Below are 16,721 nucleotides of genomic sequence, written 5' to 3'. Positions count from 1 at the left end.
GTTTAAATTGTGTAATGAATAGTTGAATAGTTATTTATTTCTTTCTTAAGAATGTCCTTGTAATATTTTGCTTCTTGCCATGAGGCAGGCTCCTATCAGTCCTGCATGGTCTTTTAAGGCAGATGTTACGATTTGCGAGTCTTCACTAACCATATTGAGTGAGAATTTCTTGATACCCATGCAGATAGGCTGGGTAAGATAGTCACCGGTAACCGAAAGGTCGCCTCCGATGACGAGCATTTCCGGATTGAAGGTGTTGATGATTCCTGCGAGATTTGTTCCCAGCTCCACAGCCATCCTTTGTAGTGATTCGATGCTGAGCACGTCTTCCTTCTGGATGGCATCCAGTATGTCCTGGAGGGTGAGTTCCTGGTGCTGTTTCATCACCTTGTCGGTGAGCACGGAGGTTCCTCCTTCCTGCAGCTTCTGGTTCATCTTTCGGAGCAGTGCAGAGCCTGATGTTTCAGTTTCCATGCATCCTGTTTTTCCGCAATGGCAGATGATGTCATTATTATATATGTGCATGTGACCGATTTCTCCCGAGAAGCCCGACTTGCCCTGGTACAGTTTGCCGTCGATGATGATTCCGATGCCGATGCCCCAGCTCACATTGACGAAGATTACGTTCTTGATTCCCTTGCAAACTCCCTTGAGACTTTCTCCGTATGTCATGCATCGGGTGTCGTTGTCAATACAGAAAGGAAGTCTGAGTTTTTCAGACATTACCTCAGCCAAAGGTTTTCCTAGGCAGGAGAAGTAATTATAGGCACAGCCTATTTCCGGATTCACTCGTCCTCCAATGCTCATGCAGGCATTCTTGATCTGGCTTTTGTCAATGCCCGATTTTTCAACAAAGCTGTTGATGGATTTAATGAAGGTTTCGAAGCATTCCAAGTTGTCTTTATAGTCAAAGTCAATCTTTACCGGGTCTGCAATCATATTGCCGCAGAAGTCGCAGATGCTGAAAGTGAGATTATCTTTTCCGGTATCTATTCCGAGAAAATATCCTGAGGTAGCGATAAGGTCGTATATCTTAGGCGCTCTTTTAGAATAGTTGTCTCTTTTGCCTGTCGTTTGCACCAACCCGATTTCGATGAGTTCGTTCAGTGTCTTGGTGGTATATGGAACGCTGACCCCCAAATTCTTGGAGAGCTCAGCAATAGTTTGCCCACCGTGTTCAATGAATTGGTTGACGAGGGCAGACATTGACGCAGACCATTTTTTATGATTGATGATGTCTTTTAACATATAGAGATCTCTTAATTAATTATTTTATGCTGCAAAGTTAAATAAATAAATTCGTTTTATTAATATTTCTAAGTTAATTAATCTAAATATTTTAGAGAAAATGATCTTTTAGTCTTTTTCTTGCTGTTTTTACCTTGTTTCCGAGCTACTTTGGACTGATTCCTGCCTTTTAATAGTTTTTGAATCATACAAGCTCTCTTTTAGATATATAATAAGATATTATGTAGAAAAAGGATATAATAAATAATTAAACTAATTTATTTAATAATAATAATGAAAATAAGTTTATTAAAATTTGGCAGATGATTAATTATGTTGTATATTTGCACCCGAATAACAAAACTAACAATCGAGTAATGAAAAATAAAAAGTTTTATCCTTGGTTGGTTGTAGCCCTCCTTTGGGTGGTGGCTCTTCTCAACTATATGGATCGCCAGATGCTTTCAACCATGCAGGCAGAAATGAAGGTTGACATCGTGGAATTGCAGCAGGCTGAGGCCTTCGGAGCTTTGATGGCTGTCTTCCTTTGGGTGTATGGAATCGTGAGCCCATTCGCCGGAATCGTGGCAGATAGAATCAGCCGAAAGAAATTGGTGGTGGGCAGTCTCTTCGTCTGGTCGCTGGTTACTTACCTCATGGGGGATGCTTCCAGTTTCAACCAGCTCTACATGCTCAGAGCTTTGATGGGTATCAGTGAGGCACTCTACATCCCTTCTGCTCTCTCGCTCATTGCCGATTGGCATGAAGGCAAATCCCGTTCTCTCGCCATCGGTGTCCACATGACCGGTTTGTATGTGGGTCAGGCCATCGGCGGATTCGGTGCCACAGTGGCTGCAGCCTTCTCTTGGCATACTACTTTCCACTGGTTCGGTATCCTCGGAATCGCTTATTCTGTAGTGTTGCTCCTGTTGTTGCATGATAAGGACAAGGATGCGGTGAATGCGGCTCCTGTGCAACAGGCAAAACCTGCCAAGGGTGGACTGTTCCAAGGCTTGTCGGTAGTACTTTCTACCTGGGCTTTCTGGGTTATCCTCTTCTATTTTGCAGTTCCTTCTCTCCCTGGTTGGGCAACGAAGAACTGGCTTCCAACCTTGTTTGCTGAGAATTTGGGCATCCCAATGTCGCAGGCGGGTCCTATGTCAACCATCACCATCGCCGTATCTTCATTGCATGGTGTACTTTTCGGAGGTGTGCTTTCTGACAAGTGGGTACAGAAGAACATCCGTGGCCGTGTCTATACCAGTGCCATCGGTTTGGGTATGACCATTCCTGCGCTCTTCCTCCTCGGCTTCGGTCACAGTCTGGTAGCCATCGTAGGAGCAGGCTTGCTCTTCGGTATCGGTTACGGCATGTTTGATGCCAACAATATGCCAATCCTCTGCCAGATTATCTCGGCAAAGTACAGAGCCACAGCATACGGTATCATGAATATGGTGGGTGTGTTTGCCGGAGCCATGGTTACACAGGTGATGGGTAAGTGCTCTGATGGCGGCAACCTGGGCTTTGCCTTCGCCGTACTCGGCATCGTGGTGATAGCTGCACTGACACTCCAGTTGGTCTGCCTGAAACCAAAGACAGATAATCTGGAATAAGTCGAAAGCATCTGCCAACGACAGATCATTTAGAATAAAGAATTAAGAATCATATAATTAACGTATAAAATATTTTTGATTATGGAAAAGATCATTGGACTCATTGATGCACCGTTCACTCCTTTTTATGCCAACGGTGATGTGAACTTGGAACCTATCGAGGCTTATGCCAAGATGCTTCAGAAAAATGGTCTGAAGGGCGTGTTCATCAACGGCTCTTCTGGTGAGGGTTACATGTTGACCACCGAGGAGAGAATGCTCCTTGCCGAGAGATGGGTAGCGGTGGCTCCAAAGGACTTCAAGATTATCGTTCATGTGGGCAGCTGCTGTCTCCGTGAGAGCCGTCGACTTGCAGAGCATGCTCAGAAGTTGGGTGTTTGGGGTATCGGTTCAATGGCTCCTCCATTCCCACATATCGGTCGCATCGAGGAACTGGTGAAGTATTGCGAGGAGATTGCTTCTGCAGCACCAGAGCTTCCTTTCTACTACTACCACATTCCTGCATTCAACGGTGCTTACCTGCCAATGCTCGACTTGCTGAAGGCTGTAGATGGACGCATTCCTAACTTCGCCGGTATCAAATATACCTTCGAGAGTCTCTACGAGTACAACCAGTGCCGTCTCTACAAGGATGGCAAGTACGATATGCTCCACGGTCAGGATGAGACCATCCTCCCTAGCTTGGCTCAGGGCGGTGCACAGGGTGGCATCGGCGGAACAACCAACTACAACGGTAAGGAACTGGTGGGTATCATTGAGGCTTGGAAGAACGGTGATATCGAGACAGCACGCGAGAAGCAGAACTTTGCTCAGGAGGTCATCAACGTGATTTGCCACTACCGTGGTAACATCGTGGGCGGTAAGCGTATCATGAAACTGATGGGCTTCGACTTGGGCCCTAACCGCACCCCATTCCGCAACATGACCGATGAGGAGGAGCAGGCTATGAAGAAAGAGTTGGAGGCAATCCACTTCTTCGAGCGTTGCAATAAGTTTTAATTTCAATCATCTCCACAAAATCAATAAGAATGAATATCAAGGAATATATCAAGCAGTGGGCTGAATCCTACAAGACCGATCTCACGGAGAACATCATGCCATTCTGGATGGAGCATGGATGGGACAAGGTGAACGGTGGTGTCTATACCTGTGTGGATAGAGACGGAAGTCTGATAGACTCCACCAAGTCGGTATGGTTCCAGGGGCGATTCGCCTTTATATGCTCCTATGCATATAATAATGTAGAAAAGAACCCGATGTGGCTGGAGGCTGCGAAGAGCACCCTCGACTTCATCGAGAAGCATTGTTTCGACGAGAATGGCAGAATGTACTTCTCTGTCACAGCCGAAGGCAAGCCATTGCGCATGCGCCGCTACGTATTCTCTGAAACCTTCGCAGCCATTGCGATGTCAGAGTATGCCCTGGCTACAGGCGACCAGAAGTATGCCGAGCGTGCCTTGCAGATTTTCAAGGACACCCAGCGCTTCCTCACCACTCCGGGCATCCTGGCTCCTAAGTTCGAGGAATCAGTGCAGTTGCAGAGCCACAGCATCATCATGATTCTCATCAACGTAGGTTCCTGCATCCGCAAGGTTATCAACGACCCTAAGCTTACCGAGCAGATTGATGAGTCAATCGCCAAGCTGAAGAAGTACTTCATCCACCCAGAGTTCAAGTGTCTGTTGGAGACGGTTGGCATGAACGGTGAGTTTGAGGATACCTGTATGGGCCGCACCATCAACCCAGGCCATTGCATCGAGACTTCATGGTTCATCATGGAAGAGGCTAAGCTGAGAGGTTGGGACAAGGAGATAACCGATATGGCACTGCAGATCTTCGACTGGTCTTGGGACTGGGGATGGGACAAGCAGTATGGCGGCATCATCAACTTCAGAGACTGCAGGAATCTTCCTGTACAGGATTATTCACAGGATATGAAGTTCTGGTGGCCACAGACCGAAACCATCATCGCTTCGCTCTACGCTTACCTGGCAACAGGTGATGACGAGTATATCTACAAGCACCAGCGCATCAGCGAGTGGACCTACGCCCACTTCCCAGATGCTGAGTTCGGCGAGTGGTATGGTTATCTGCACAGAGACGGAACCGTGGCACAGCCTGCCAAGGGTAATCTCTTCAAGGGACCGTTCCACATTCCAAGAATGATGATTAAGGCATACTCTTTGTGCCAGGAGATTTTGAACAAGGAAGTATAAATGAACAAAAAATGAGAAATATGATTTTTTCAGCAAACATAGGTAAGGCATTGTGTCTCGCTACAATGGGTATTACCCTGATGATGCCTGCACAGGTTGCTGCTGCAACCCCAGAAATGGCAGTTGAGGCTCAGGCTGTGAACGCTCAGGACGGCATCACTGTCTTCCCTAACAGGGAAGCTCAGTATCGCATTCCTGCCATCGTGGAGTGTAAGTCGGGTAAGTTGATTGCCTTTACCGATCATCGTTATCACAATAAGGATATTGGTGGCGGCCGTCATCTCGACATCGTGATGAAGACCAGTATGGACAAGGGCGCTACCTGGAGCTCTCCTGAGCAGATGGTGGCAAAGGGTGGAAACGGTATTGCTACCAGTTTCGACTGTGCCCATGGCGATGCGGCTGTCGTGGTAGACAAGAAGAGTGGCAGAATCCTCCTGATGTGTGCATCGGGCGGTATCGGCTACTGGGAGTCTAAGCGTGGTAATCTCCTGATGATGGGTAGATACTATAGCGACGACGAGGGTAAGACATGGTATGGCGAGGAAGTGACCAAGCAGATTTACGACCTTATGCCAGAAGTGGAATCTGCCTTCTTTACCAGCGGTAGAATCTGTCAGAGTAAGCAGATCAAGGTAGGCAAGTACTATCGTGTCTATACCGTGTTGTGTACCCGCAGCGGTAACCGAATCATCTATAGTGATGACTTCGGTCAGAACTGGAAGGTATTGGGCAAGAATGTAGCTGAGGCTGCTCCTTACGGAGATGAGGCTAAGGTTGAAGAGTTGCCAAACGGCAATGTGTTGCTCAGCAGCCGTGCAATGGGTGGACGCCACATCAACATCTATACTTATGAGGATAAGAAGACAGCCACAGGCTCTTGGGGCAAGGTAATAGCTTCTGATGCCAAGAATATGGGTGTTGCTGCCCATAAGAACTCTTGCAATGGCGAGGTTCTCATGGTGGATGCCAAGAAGAACGGCAAGAAGGTGAAGCTGCTGTTGCAGAGTGTTCCGGTAGGTCCAGGCCGTAACAACGTAGGTATCTACTACAAGGCATTGGAGACTCCTGCTGATTATGCCACTCCAGAGGCGATTGCCAAGAACTGGGAAGGCTGCTATCAGTTGAGCAATACAACATCGGCTTACTCAACCATGGTTCAGGGCAAGAATGGAAGCATCTACTTCCTCCTGGAGGAGAATGCCTTTAAGGATCCGAAGACACAGACGGATGATTATTACGACATTCGATTCTATAACCTGAGCATTGAGCAGATAACAAATAATAGATATAAATAACAATAACTAATTATCAACTTATAAACATGAACTCAGATTTGAAACAATTAGTCATGGCTGTATTTTGGGGATGCATGGGCGCTTCGCCAGCATTCCATCTTGTTTGATTATATATAAAAAGGTAGAGGGGAGTCAAATCCCCTCTCCTTTATACCTTTTTCGGTATGCTGCTTTTCTCTCTATCATTGATATGATTTCATCCATTTAATTCTACCTAATTATGAATCGTTTCTTACTATTTTTGTTATCTATATTTTGGTGTATGGCTGGCATTAGTGCCAATCATCCATCTTCATTGTTGCCTCTGCCTCAGAAGTATCAGTTCAACGGCAAAAAATCCAGCGACGAGTTGACGGTGGAAGAAAAATATGTGAGCCAGATTGAAGGAGCTAAGTTTCAGGAAGAGGCTTACCATCTTACGGTTACCGGCAAGAGAATTATCCTGGAGGCAACCACCCCTAAGGGTATGTATTGGGGAAAACAGACACTGGAACAACTAAAGTACACTAAAAATAAAAAGACCTATTTGCCACAATGTGAAATCACCGACTGGCCTGCCTTCCGTATCCGTGGCTTCATGCACGACGTGGGCAGAAGCTATATTCCTGTAGAGGAACTGAAGCGCGAAATCAGTCTGCTGAGCAGATACAAGATCAATGTTTTCCATTGGCATCTCACAGAAAACCAGGCTTGGCGACTGGAATGCAAGAAATATCCGCAGCTCAATGCACCTGAAAACATGGAGCGCGAGAAAGGAAAGTATTATAGATTAGAAGAGGCCCGTCAGCTGGTGGAATTCTGCAAGCAGCACCAGGTGCTCCTGATTCCGGAAATCGATATGCCGGGACATAGTGCTGCCTTCGAGCGTACCTTCAAGACCGATATGCAGAGCGAAAAGGGTACTCAGATTCTGAAAGATATCATCGATGAGGTATGCGAAACCTTCGACGTACCTTATCTCCATATAGGCACCGACGAGGTTCAGTTCACCAATCCGGATTTCGTTCCGATGATGGTGAGATACATCCGAGACAAGGGCAAGAAGGTTATCTCCTATAACCCTGGCTGGAACTATAAACCGGGCGAAATCGACATGATGCAGCTCTGGAGCTATCGTGGAAAGGCACAGAAGGGCATCCCTGCCATCGACTGCCGCTACCACTATGCCAACCACTTCGATACCTACGCCGACCTGGTGGCGATGTTCAACAGCCGCATCTACAACCAGACTGAGGGAAGCGACGACCTGGCTGGCTGTATCATTGCCTTCTGGAACGACCGCTTCATAGACAATACACCTCAGCTGCTGGCTGAGAATAATTTCTATCCTTATATGCTCACCCTGGCAGAACGTGCCTGGCGTGGAGGCGGCAACAGCTATTTTGATGGCAAGGGCACCCTGCTGTGGGAAGACGAGCCGGAGCAGTTGACTGCGTTCAAGGAGTTTGAACACCGCCTGCTTTGGCAGAAGAAAACCTGGTTGAAAGAGGTTCCCTTCCCATACGTTTGCCAGACCCAGAGCGAGTGGCAGATTACCGATGCCTTTCCTAACGGAGGAGATTTGAACAAGGTATTCCCACCTGAGCAACAGGAAGATTCCGTATATCAGTATGAAGGCAAGTCCTATCACAGCCGCAAGATCATCGGCAACGGCATCTATCTGCGCCATGTCTGGGGTACATTGGTTCCTGGTTTCTATGCCAATCCGCAGGAAAACCATACCGCTTATGCCACCCGGTGGATTTATTCTCCAAAGGAAAGAAAGACTCAGCTGATGCTGGAATTCCAGAACTACAGTCGTTCGGAAAGCGATTTGGCTCCTCGTCAGGGTACCTGGGATTACAAGTGCAGTCGTGCTTGGCTCAATGGAAAGGAAATTATGCCTCCTGTTTGGGAGAATACAAATACAGAACGTTCCAACGAGATTACATTGAAGAATGAGAATTACGTGTCTCGTCCAGCGGTAGATATTACCCTCAAGAAGGGTTGGAACAAGCTGATGTTGAAACTTCCTGTGGGTAAGTTCTCCTCTAAGGAGACCCGTCTCGTGAAATGGATGTTCACAGCAGCATTTGTAGATGAATAAATAAAAAGATAGGTTATGTTGTATGATAAATTAATTTTTCCAAAAAGAACATTGACAGTCATTTTGCTGTCGATGCTCTCAATGGGCTCCCTCTCTGTAAAGGCTGCCCGAAAGAAAACTGTGCAGAAAATCAAGGTGGCTTGCGTAGGCAACAGTATCACTTATGGTACAGGAATCCAGGACAGAGAACATTTCTCTTATCCCGTACAGCTTCAGAATATGTTGGGTGACAAATACCTGGTGGGCAACTTCGGAAAGCCGGGCGCCACCCTGCTGAACCACGGGCACCGTCCGTATATGAAGCAGGAGGAGTATAGGCAGGCGATGGCCTTCAAAGGTGATATCGCAGTCATCCACCTGGGCATCAACGATACAGACCCAAGAAACTGGCCTAACTATCGTGACGAGTTCGTGAAAGATTATCTTTCGCTGATGGACTCTCTGCGTTCTTCCAATCCAAAGGTAAGATTTATTCTGGCAAATATCACGCCGATAGCCCATCGCCATCCCCGTTTTATTTCAGGAACCAAACAATGGCATGATGAAATACAGGAAGCCATCAAGGTGGTGGCAAGAGTAAGCGGAGCGGAACTCATCGATTTCCATGCGCCTCTCTATCCATATCCTAACCTGTTGCCGGATGCCATCCATCCGAATGCAGAAGGTGCTGGTATTCTGGCTAAGACCGTTTATGGTGGAATCACCGGAAACTATGGCGGTTTGAAACTGTCTAATCTCTATACAGACCACATGGTGTTGCAGCGCAATACTCCTCTTGATATTCATGGAACAGCCAATACTGGTGAACAGGTAGTGGTGAGTATTGCCGGTCAGAAGGTTTCTGCCATTGCCAATAACCGTGGTGAATGGAGTGTTATCTTGCAGCCATTGGCGGTAGGTACGGATTATACGCTCACCATCCAGGCGGGCAAGCAGAAAAAGGAGTTCCGTCATGTGGCTGTAGGCGAGGTGTGGCTGTGCTCAGGTCAGTCGAACATGGCGTTCCGGCTCAACCAGGCTGCCACTGGCAAGCGTGATATCGCCCAGGCTAATGACCCCGACCTGCGACTCTTCGACATGAAGGGAAGATGGGAAACTTACGATGTGGCATGGCCGGCATCCTGCCTGGATTCGTTGAACCATCTGCAGTATTACAAGAATACCACTTGGAAGGGGGCTACCCCAGAGACGGCAGCCCAGTTCTCTGCCGTGGCTTATTACTACGGCAAGATGCTGCGCGACAGCCTGAAGGTGCCAGTGGGACTGATTTGCAATGCCATCGGAGGTGCTCCTACTGAGGCTTGGGTAGATAGAAACACTCTGGAGACCCAGTTCCCGGCAATCCTGCGCAACTGGCTGCAGAACGACTTTATCCAGGATTGGGTGCGTGGCAGAGCAGCCAAGAACCTCTCCAATGATGCCACCCGTCTGGGCCGTCATCCTTATGAGCCATGTTATCTTTATGAAAGTGGTATCTTGCCTTTGCAGCAATATCCTATCAAGGGTGTTATCTGGTATCAGGGTGAATCGAATGCACATAATATGGATGCTCATGAACAACTCTTCCGACTCTTGGTAGATAGTTGGCGTAGCAACTGGAAGAACCCTGAGATGCCATTCTATTTTGTGCAGTTGTCGAGTCTGAACCGTCCTTCATGGACCTGGTTCCGAGACAGTCAGCTCAGATTGATGAAGTCTATCCCAAATACCGGAATGGCTGTTTCTTCTGATCAGGGTGATTCTCTTGATGTGCATCCAACCCATAAACAGCCTGTTGGCGAACGTCTGGGTCGCTGGGCATTGAACCAGACTTACGGACATGCAGTTACTCCTTCGGGGCCTATATATAATAATGTGGTAAAAGAGGGGAATCATCTGGTAGTGTCCTTTACTTATGGCGATGGACTCCGTACATCGGACGGTAAGTCTCCTTCCTGCTTCGAGATAGCTGAGGAGGATGGTTTGTTCTATCCTGCCCAGGTAAAGATAGAAGGCAGCAAGGTAAGAGTGAGTTCTCCGGAGGTCAAGACTCCAAGATATGTAAGATATGCATGGCAACCTTTCACCCGTGCCAATCTGGTCAATAAGGAAGGATTACCGGCTTCTACATTCAGAGGAGAGGTCAGATAGCCGACTCAATAATAACTGTTAATAGCATCAAGATATGAAATGTATTAATTCGCTTTTAGCATTATCTATCATTATTATAATAAATAGTTGTAGTACAATGAAATCAAATTTAAAGACACAATTTACAAATATCAGTTCAATGTCTGGCTTCCCTTCTGGGGAGGCTGGATATGAACTCGGTGTTTCTGCTTGTTATGCAGGTTTCATTGGCGACTACCTGGTAGTGGCAGGTGGATGTAATTTCCCGGAGCCAGGAAAGAAAAAGTATTATTCCAGCATCTATGCTGCGAAGGTTACTGGTAATGAGGAAACTTTGCAGTGGGAGATGATAGGCAATCTGCCTGAGCCTGCTGCCTATGGTGGTGTGGTTGCCTCTGGTGATAGCTTGATTCTGGTAGGTGGATGTAATACGGAGCATAGTTTGCGAACCGTTTTGAGCATCCATCTGGACCAGGAAAACGGCAAACCTATATTGAAGTCTTTGCCAGACCTGCCTTGTACGGTGGATAATATGGGAGTATGCCTCCTGGATACTCGTCTCTTCGTGGTGGGTGGTAATCAGGACGGGCGACCATCTGCTTCCGTCCTGACAATGGAAATCGGAAAGGATGAGAAGTGGACCCCGGAAACAGAGTTGATTGGAGAACCTCGAGTTCAGCCGGTATGTGCAGCCTACAACGGCGAACTCTTTGTTTGGGGCGGATTCTATGAGAATGGTAAATCCAGTATCGTGGCTACATCCGGATTGCGCTATCAGCTGATGAGTAAGAGCTGGACTTCGCTTCCTGCACCTGTCAACTTGCAGGGTAAGGAACTCACGCTTACTGGAGCCACAGCCATACTGGAGGTTTCAGCCAAAGGAAATGCTCAGATTGTCTGTGCCGGTGGTGTGAACAGAGAAATCTTCTGGGATGCTATCAGCGGTACCTATTCGATGGTAGCCAAGACGGATTATCTGAAAAAGGATATTTCATGGTATAAGTTCAATAATAGTCTCTTGATTTATAACTTGAAGACAGAACAATGGGAAATCCCATCCCCTGAAAACGCTCTTTTGGCTCGAGCGGGTGCCCAAGTTGCTTTGCGAGGACATACCTTATATTATATGGGTGGTGAATTGAAGCCTGGACTTCGTTCACCTGGTATTGTGAAGGTAGATTTACGTTAATAATGATTCGACCTGTATGGTTTCAGTGCCTGTTGAGGCTTCTGACCATACAGGTCTTTTTTGTTTTGTGTTTGTAATGGCAAAATGAAAGTGAAGATGTGTGATTTGCTTTCATTTTGTATTTTAATTTTTAATTTGTTTTATCAAATGGTAAGCAATTGAAAATAAATAAAACAAAAAGTAAGTAATATGAAGTTTATTTGAGCAAAATGTCGTACCTTTGCACTCGTAAACAAACAAAATGTAATTTAAAGAATAGGAGAGATTAACATGAAAAAGATCGAAGCTATCATCCGTAAGACTAAGTTTGAGGATGTAAAGGAAGCATTGCTTGCCGCCGACATCGAGTGGTTCTCTTACTACGATGTAAGAGGAGAGGGTAAGATGAGACAGGCTCGTATCTACCGTGGTGTCATGTATGATACCAGTAGTATTGAGCGAGTGTTGCTGAATGTTGTCGTGCGCGACAAGAACGTAGAGAAAACGATTAATGCCATCCAGGAGGCTGCCCGTACCGGCGAGATTGGTGATGGTCGAATCTTTGTAATTCCTGTAGAGGATACCGTGAGAATCCGTACAGGTGAAAGAGGCGACATCGCACTTTATAATGCGGAGCAGGAGAAATAACGATTGCGGGATGGAAGGAGAGAGAATAAGTTTTCAGGAAAAAAGAACACTTTAAAGATTTTATGTTATGAGTGTACAGGATTTAGGAATTTCAGTAGATACCGTATGGATGCTCTTGGCAGCCATGTTGGTCTTTTTCATGCAGCCGGGATTTGCCCTCTGCGAGGCGGGCTTTACCCGTAGTAAAAACACCGCGAACATCTTGTTTAAGAACTTTGTCGATTTCATGATCGGTTCCGTTCTCTTCTGGTTCGTTGGTTTCGGATTTATGTTTGGTAGCGATGGCGCCGGTTTCATCGGTATGCCTAACTTCGGCGATTTGTCTTTCTATACGAATGCAGCCGGTCTTCCAACAGAAGGCTTCCTGATGTTTGAGACAGTTTTCTGCGCTACTAGTGCTACCATCGTTTCTGGTGCTATGGCAGAACGTACCAAGTTCTCCATGTATTGCATCTATTCTTTCTTCATCTCATTGATCATCTACCCAGTAGAGGGTCACTGGACATGGGGTGGCGGTTGGCTCTGCAACGCTGATGCCGGTTCTTTCATGATGAACACCTTCGGTGCTGCCTTCCATGATTTCGCAGGTTCAGCTATCGTACATAGTGTTGGTGGTGTACTTGCTTTGGTGGGTGCTATCTGCTTAGGCCCTCGTTTGGGTAAGTATCGCAATGGCAAGAGTACTGCTATCCCTGGTCACAACCTGATGGCTGCTGCCCTCGGTGTATTTATCCTCTGGTTCGGATGGTTCGGATTCAACCCTGGTTCTCAGCTTGCTGCTTCTGGTGAGGTTAACCGTGTTGCTATCAGCCACGTATTCCTGACAACCAACCTGGCTGCAGTTTGTGGTGGTCTCGGTACTATGTTCACCTCTTGGATCAAGTATGGCAAACCTTCATTCTCATTGACATTGAACGGTATTCTGGCTGGTTTGGTAGCCATTACTGCTGGTTGCGACTTGGTTAGTCCATTGGGTTCTGCCATCATCGGTCTCTTGGCTGGTATCATTCTGGTATTCTCTATTGAGTTCATCGATACCAAGCTTCATATTGATGACCCTGTTGGTGCAAGTTCAGTTCATGGTGTATGTGGTATCTTCGGTACCTTGATGACAGGTCTCTTCGCCCTTGATGGTGGTGCCTTCTATGGTGGCGGTTTCGGTTTCTTCGGCGCACAGTGCTTCGGTATCCTCTGCATCGACCTTTGGGCAGCTGCTACAGGTATCATCCTCTTCTGGGGTATCAAGAAGATTGCTGGTCTCCGTGTTGATAAGCGAATCGAGGAAGAAGGTCTGGATATCTACGAGCATGGTGAGAGCTGCTACAACTAATGGTACTTTCATATAGACGTAAGAGAGATAATAGACAAAAGTTTTGGTGAGCAAAATTATTATTATTAATTTTGCAGCCGAAACTTTTAAAAGAAAAATGTATCACATAAAAAGAGAGAATATGAAGCATTTAGATATGAAGAAGATGGGTGCGTTGGCACTCGGTTTGATGGCATTTGCTCCTGCTGCTATGGCACAGGACAAGGTGGAAACATCTATGGGTGCTGATATTGTGAGCCAGTACTACTGGCGTGGTCAGGATTTGGGAGCCGTTTCCCTGCAGCCTACATTGGGCATCGGATACAAAGGCCTCTCCCTCACAGCCTGGGGAAGCGTAGGACTTTCTCAGCCTGAGGATACCAAGGAGTTCGATCTTACCTTGGCATACGAGACGGGTGGTTTCCATATCGGTGTAACTGATTACTGGTTCAATTCGCCTAACGAGAAGTATTTCGCCTACAAGGCGCACGAAACCTCTCATGTCTTCGAGGCAAACGTAGGTTATGATTTCGGAGCACTTGCCCTCAACTGGTATACCAACTTTGCAGGCAATGATGGAGTCAACAAGGATGGCGACCGTGCCTATTCATCTTATCTCGAGGCTACAGCTCCATTCAAACTCGGAGGTTGTGATTGGGAGGCGAGCGTGGGTGCCGTGCCATTCGCCACATCATTCTATGGTGATGCCAATGGTTTCGCTGTTACTCATGTAGGTGTGAAAGCAACCAAGGATTTGAAGATAACAGATTCTTTCTCTGTTCCAGTCTTCGCTCAGGTGGCTGCTAACCCTAGCACCGAGAAAGCCTACCTGGTAGTAGGTTTCACCTTGCAACCATAATATATAGTTTTTTAGTTTTATAAATAATAAAAGAGGGTGTGTCATAAGTTCATGACACACCCTCATTTGTCTCTTCAGTCCGTACTTGAATTACATGCGAAACTTCTGTTGGGAAAATATCTCTGAGAAATAATAAAATATCTCTGAGAGATAAAATATTATCTCTGTGAAATAAAACTATATCTCTGAGAGATAAAATAATAGCGTATTGAAAAATCTTGATTCTTTGGGAAAAGAGGGAAAATAAAAAAATAAGACACGAAAACTGAAGGAACTGAAGGCAAAGTTTTTGGGAGTGTTAAAATAGGGTTAAAAAGTAAGAAGAATGGACAAAATTGTTGGCTGAAGGACTGAAGGCACTTTTTCAAAATAATAATTTTATGTCAAAAACTGCATTTTAACACTTGGTGTAAATATTGGTTATTATTCTAATAATCAGATAATTACCTCTCTTTTACTCTACGCTGCATATAAAAATGAATTTTTAATTTCAGATTTCAGTTTTTTTTTGTGACCCTTCCTTCACAACCTTCAGTTTTTCAGAGGGGTTCCTTTACTCGTAATTCTTTACAAATTCTAAAATCCTAAATCTGCGTTATCTGTGAAAACTGTGGGACGATTAATGAAACGAAAAAGAGGATGTGCCATGGACTCATGACACATCCTCTCTCTATATATATAATAAGGTGTATTATAAGTTGTTCAGCAAGTCTGCCTTGCCATCGTTGATCAGCTTAATCACCAACTCGCCAAACAGCGTGTTCTGCCATGCAAACCATGGACGGGTGAACTTCGATGCATCATCCTTGTGGAATGACTCATGGATGAATCCCATGCCCGCATCCGTGTTCAGCAACATCTTCATGCAGAAACGAATCTCGTCGTCGCTCTGGGCTGTGAAACACTTCATCATGATAGACATAGGCCAAGGCATGTCGTATCCGATGTGAGGACCACCGATACCCTCGCCAGCCTTGCCACGGAAGAAACAAGGATTGTCCTCGCTCCATACAAAACGGCGGGTGTTCTGATAGATAGGGTCGTTCATCGGAACATCGCCCATATAGCCCATACCCAGGAGAGATGGCACGTTGGAATCGTCCATCAGAAGCTGGTTGCCGAAACCATCTACCTCGTAGGCGTAAATCTTGCCGTACTTAGGATGATCATAGATAGCATACTTCTGCAAGGCTGCCTGAACCTCATCAGCCAGACTGCTGCAATCCTTGGCAATCTTCAGAGCTGCATCCTTCTTTGCCGCATCCTTCTCTGCCACATGCTTCAGAATTTCGGCAGCCTTGTTCATAGATGATACTGCCATGAAATTGGAAGGAATGAGGAATGGAAGAATCGTGGCATCATCTGATGGACGGAACATGGAGGCAATCAGACCTACAGGTTTCACCGGAGCACCGAAACCGTCCCAGCCGATGGTATCGAAGGCACGGTCGGAAACACGGGTAAAGTGATATGCCTTGGCTGTTACCTTGCGCTGCTGCTCATGGAAAGTCTTCAGAATGTTCTCTACTGCCTGCATCCAAACGTCGCCGAAGATGGAGTCATCGCCTGTCACCTTCCAGTACTCGTAAGCCAGGCGGATAGGGTAGCAGAAGGAGTCAATCTCATACTTGCGCTCGAATACATCCGGCTGCATCTTGGTGCGGTCTTTCACCCATCCGGCACCCGTAGGACCATCGTTGAAGGCATTGGCATAGCGGTCGATGTTGATGCACTTCAGCTGGCGCAGAATCACGCCCTTTAGCATCTTCTTCAACTTCTCGTCCTTGTTGGCAAGCGCCACGTATGGCCATACCTGTGCACCTGAGTCGCGGAGCCACATGGCTGGGATGTCGCCTGTATATACAAATGTATCGTCATCACCATTCTCGAGCACACGGTAGTGAACGGTGCTCTCCAGGGTGTTAGGATAGCAGTTGGCAAACATCCAAGCCAACTTTGGGTTCTTCTTCAGGATTTTCTGCACTTCCTTGATCTTCTTCTCCACGGCGGTGGAGGTGAAGAGACGGTCCTCTACAGGCGGACGCTTAGATTCGTACTTGCCATCCACTGGTGTCACCACCTTAGTATAGCGTGCGTGGACATCCACCTTGGCATTCTCCTGAGCCATCGCTGTCATGGAGGCAAGAAGTGCCATTGTTAAAATAGTCTTTCTCATTTTCTTATCTTT

Annotated in this window: 12 protein-coding genes; 10 read left to right on the top strand and 2 right to left on the bottom strand. The window is 46.5% G+C overall.

The annotated features are described in order from the left end of the window. Positions 1 to 45 precede the first annotated feature (45 nt). Positions 46 to 1,248, bottom strand: a complete 1,203-nt coding sequence (locus tag F7D73_RS04270; RefSeq protein WP_153122471.1) for an ROK family transcriptional regulator — start codon at positions 1,246 to 1,248, stop codon at positions 46 to 48. 356 nt (positions 1,249 to 1,604) lie between these two features. Between F7D73_RS04270 and F7D73_RS04265 the strand changes: the two genes are divergently transcribed. The 10 genes from F7D73_RS04265 (at position 1,605) to F7D73_RS04220 (ending at position 14,533) form a co-directional block, all read left to right on the top strand. After that, positions 1,605 to 2,840: an MFS transporter gene (locus F7D73_RS04265; protein ID WP_153122469.1), complete on the top strand. Its 1,236-nt coding sequence runs from the start codon at positions 1,605 to 1,607 to the stop codon at positions 2,838 to 2,840. A gap of 81 nt (positions 2,841 to 2,921) precedes the next feature. Then, positions 2,922 to 3,839 (top strand): dihydrodipicolinate synthase family protein, encoded by a 918-nt coding sequence (locus F7D73_RS04260; RefSeq protein ID WP_153122467.1) that lies wholly within the window; start codon positions 2,922 to 2,924, stop codon positions 3,837 to 3,839. 29 nt (positions 3,840 to 3,868) lie between these two features. Further along, the gene (locus F7D73_RS04255; RefSeq protein ID WP_153122465.1) at positions 3,869 to 5,056 is read left to right on the top strand and encodes an AGE family epimerase/isomerase; all 1,188 of its coding nucleotides are present in this window, start codon (positions 3,869 to 3,871) and stop codon (positions 5,054 to 5,056) included. Between the two features lie 20 nt (positions 5,057 to 5,076). Then, the gene (locus F7D73_RS04250; RefSeq protein WP_194256847.1) at positions 5,077 to 6,354 is read left to right on the top strand and encodes a sialidase family protein; all 1,278 of its coding nucleotides are present in this window, start codon (positions 5,077 to 5,079) and stop codon (positions 6,352 to 6,354) included. A 220-nt stretch (positions 6,355 to 6,574) separates the two neighbouring features. Beyond that, a complete protein-coding gene (locus F7D73_RS04245; RefSeq protein ID WP_153122462.1) occupies positions 6,575 to 8,440 on the top strand; it encodes a family 20 glycosylhydrolase in 1,866 nt (621 codons plus the stop codon). 51 nt (positions 8,441 to 8,491) lie between these two features. After that, positions 8,492 to 10,570 carry a GDSL-type esterase/lipase family protein gene (locus F7D73_RS04240; RefSeq protein ID WP_437182288.1) on the top strand — a complete coding sequence of 693 codons (2,079 nt, stop codon included), beginning with the start codon at positions 8,492 to 8,494 and terminating at the stop codon, positions 10,568 to 10,570. A gap of 97 nt (positions 10,571 to 10,667) precedes the next feature. After that, positions 10,668 to 11,738, top strand: a complete 1,071-nt coding sequence (locus tag F7D73_RS04235) for a cyclically-permuted mutarotase family protein (RefSeq protein ID WP_194256846.1) — start codon at positions 10,668 to 10,670, stop codon at positions 11,736 to 11,738. 270 nt (positions 11,739 to 12,008) lie between these two features. Next, positions 12,009 to 12,365: a P-II family nitrogen regulator gene (locus F7D73_RS04230; protein WP_006848366.1), complete on the top strand. Its 357-nt coding sequence runs from the start codon at positions 12,009 to 12,011 to the stop codon at positions 12,363 to 12,365. A 67-nt stretch (positions 12,366 to 12,432) separates the two neighbouring features. Beyond that, on the top strand, positions 12,433 to 13,695 hold the full coding sequence (locus F7D73_RS04225; protein WP_153122458.1) for an ammonium transporter: 1,263 nt from the start codon (positions 12,433 to 12,435) through the stop codon (positions 13,693 to 13,695). Positions 13,696 to 13,816: 121 nt separating this feature from the next. Beyond that, the gene (locus F7D73_RS04220; protein ID WP_153122456.1) at positions 13,817 to 14,533 is read left to right on the top strand and encodes a hypothetical protein; all 717 of its coding nucleotides are present in this window, start codon (positions 13,817 to 13,819) and stop codon (positions 14,531 to 14,533) included. Between the two features lie 691 nt (positions 14,534 to 15,224). Here F7D73_RS04220 and F7D73_RS04215 read toward each other — a convergent pair. Next, positions 15,225 to 16,709 (bottom strand): glycoside hydrolase family 125 protein, encoded by a 1,485-nt coding sequence (locus tag F7D73_RS04215; RefSeq protein ID WP_153122454.1) that lies wholly within the window; start codon positions 16,707 to 16,709, stop codon positions 15,225 to 15,227. Positions 16,710 to 16,721 lie beyond the last annotated feature (12 nt).

Source organism: Segatella copri, assembly GCF_009494395.1.
Taxonomy (GTDB): domain Bacteria; phylum Bacteroidota; class Bacteroidia; order Bacteroidales; family Bacteroidaceae; genus Prevotella.
This window is presented reverse-complemented; position numbering and strand designations above follow the sequence as displayed.

Coding starts and splice junctions, on each gene's coding strand:
- F7D73_RS04250 (WP_194256847.1), top strand. CDS start 5,077: ATGATTTTTTCAGCAAACATAGGTAAGGCATTGTGTCTCGCTACAATG.
- F7D73_RS04220 (WP_153122456.1), top strand. CDS start 13,817: ATGAAGCATTTAGATATGAAGAAGATGGGTGCGTTGGCACTCGGTTTG.
- F7D73_RS04215 (WP_153122454.1), bottom strand. CDS start 16,709: ATGAGAAAGACTATTTTAACAATGGCACTTCTTGCCTCCATGACAGCG.
- F7D73_RS04235 (WP_194256846.1), top strand. CDS start 10,668: ATGAAATCAAATTTAAAGACACAATTTACAAATATCAGTTCAATGTCT.
- F7D73_RS04260 (WP_153122467.1), top strand. CDS start 2,922: ATGGAAAAGATCATTGGACTCATTGATGCACCGTTCACTCCTTTTTAT.
- F7D73_RS04230 (WP_006848366.1), top strand. CDS start 12,009: ATGAAAAAGATCGAAGCTATCATCCGTAAGACTAAGTTTGAGGATGTA.
- F7D73_RS04245 (WP_153122462.1), top strand. CDS start 6,575: ATGAATCGTTTCTTACTATTTTTGTTATCTATATTTTGGTGTATGGCT.
- F7D73_RS04255 (WP_153122465.1), top strand. CDS start 3,869: ATGAATATCAAGGAATATATCAAGCAGTGGGCTGAATCCTACAAGACC.
- F7D73_RS04225 (WP_153122458.1), top strand. CDS start 12,433: ATGAGTGTACAGGATTTAGGAATTTCAGTAGATACCGTATGGATGCTC.
- F7D73_RS04270 (WP_153122471.1), bottom strand. CDS start 1,248: ATGTTAAAAGACATCATCAATCATAAAAAATGGTCTGCGTCAATGTCT.
- F7D73_RS04265 (WP_153122469.1), top strand. CDS start 1,605: ATGAAAAATAAAAAGTTTTATCCTTGGTTGGTTGTAGCCCTCCTTTGG.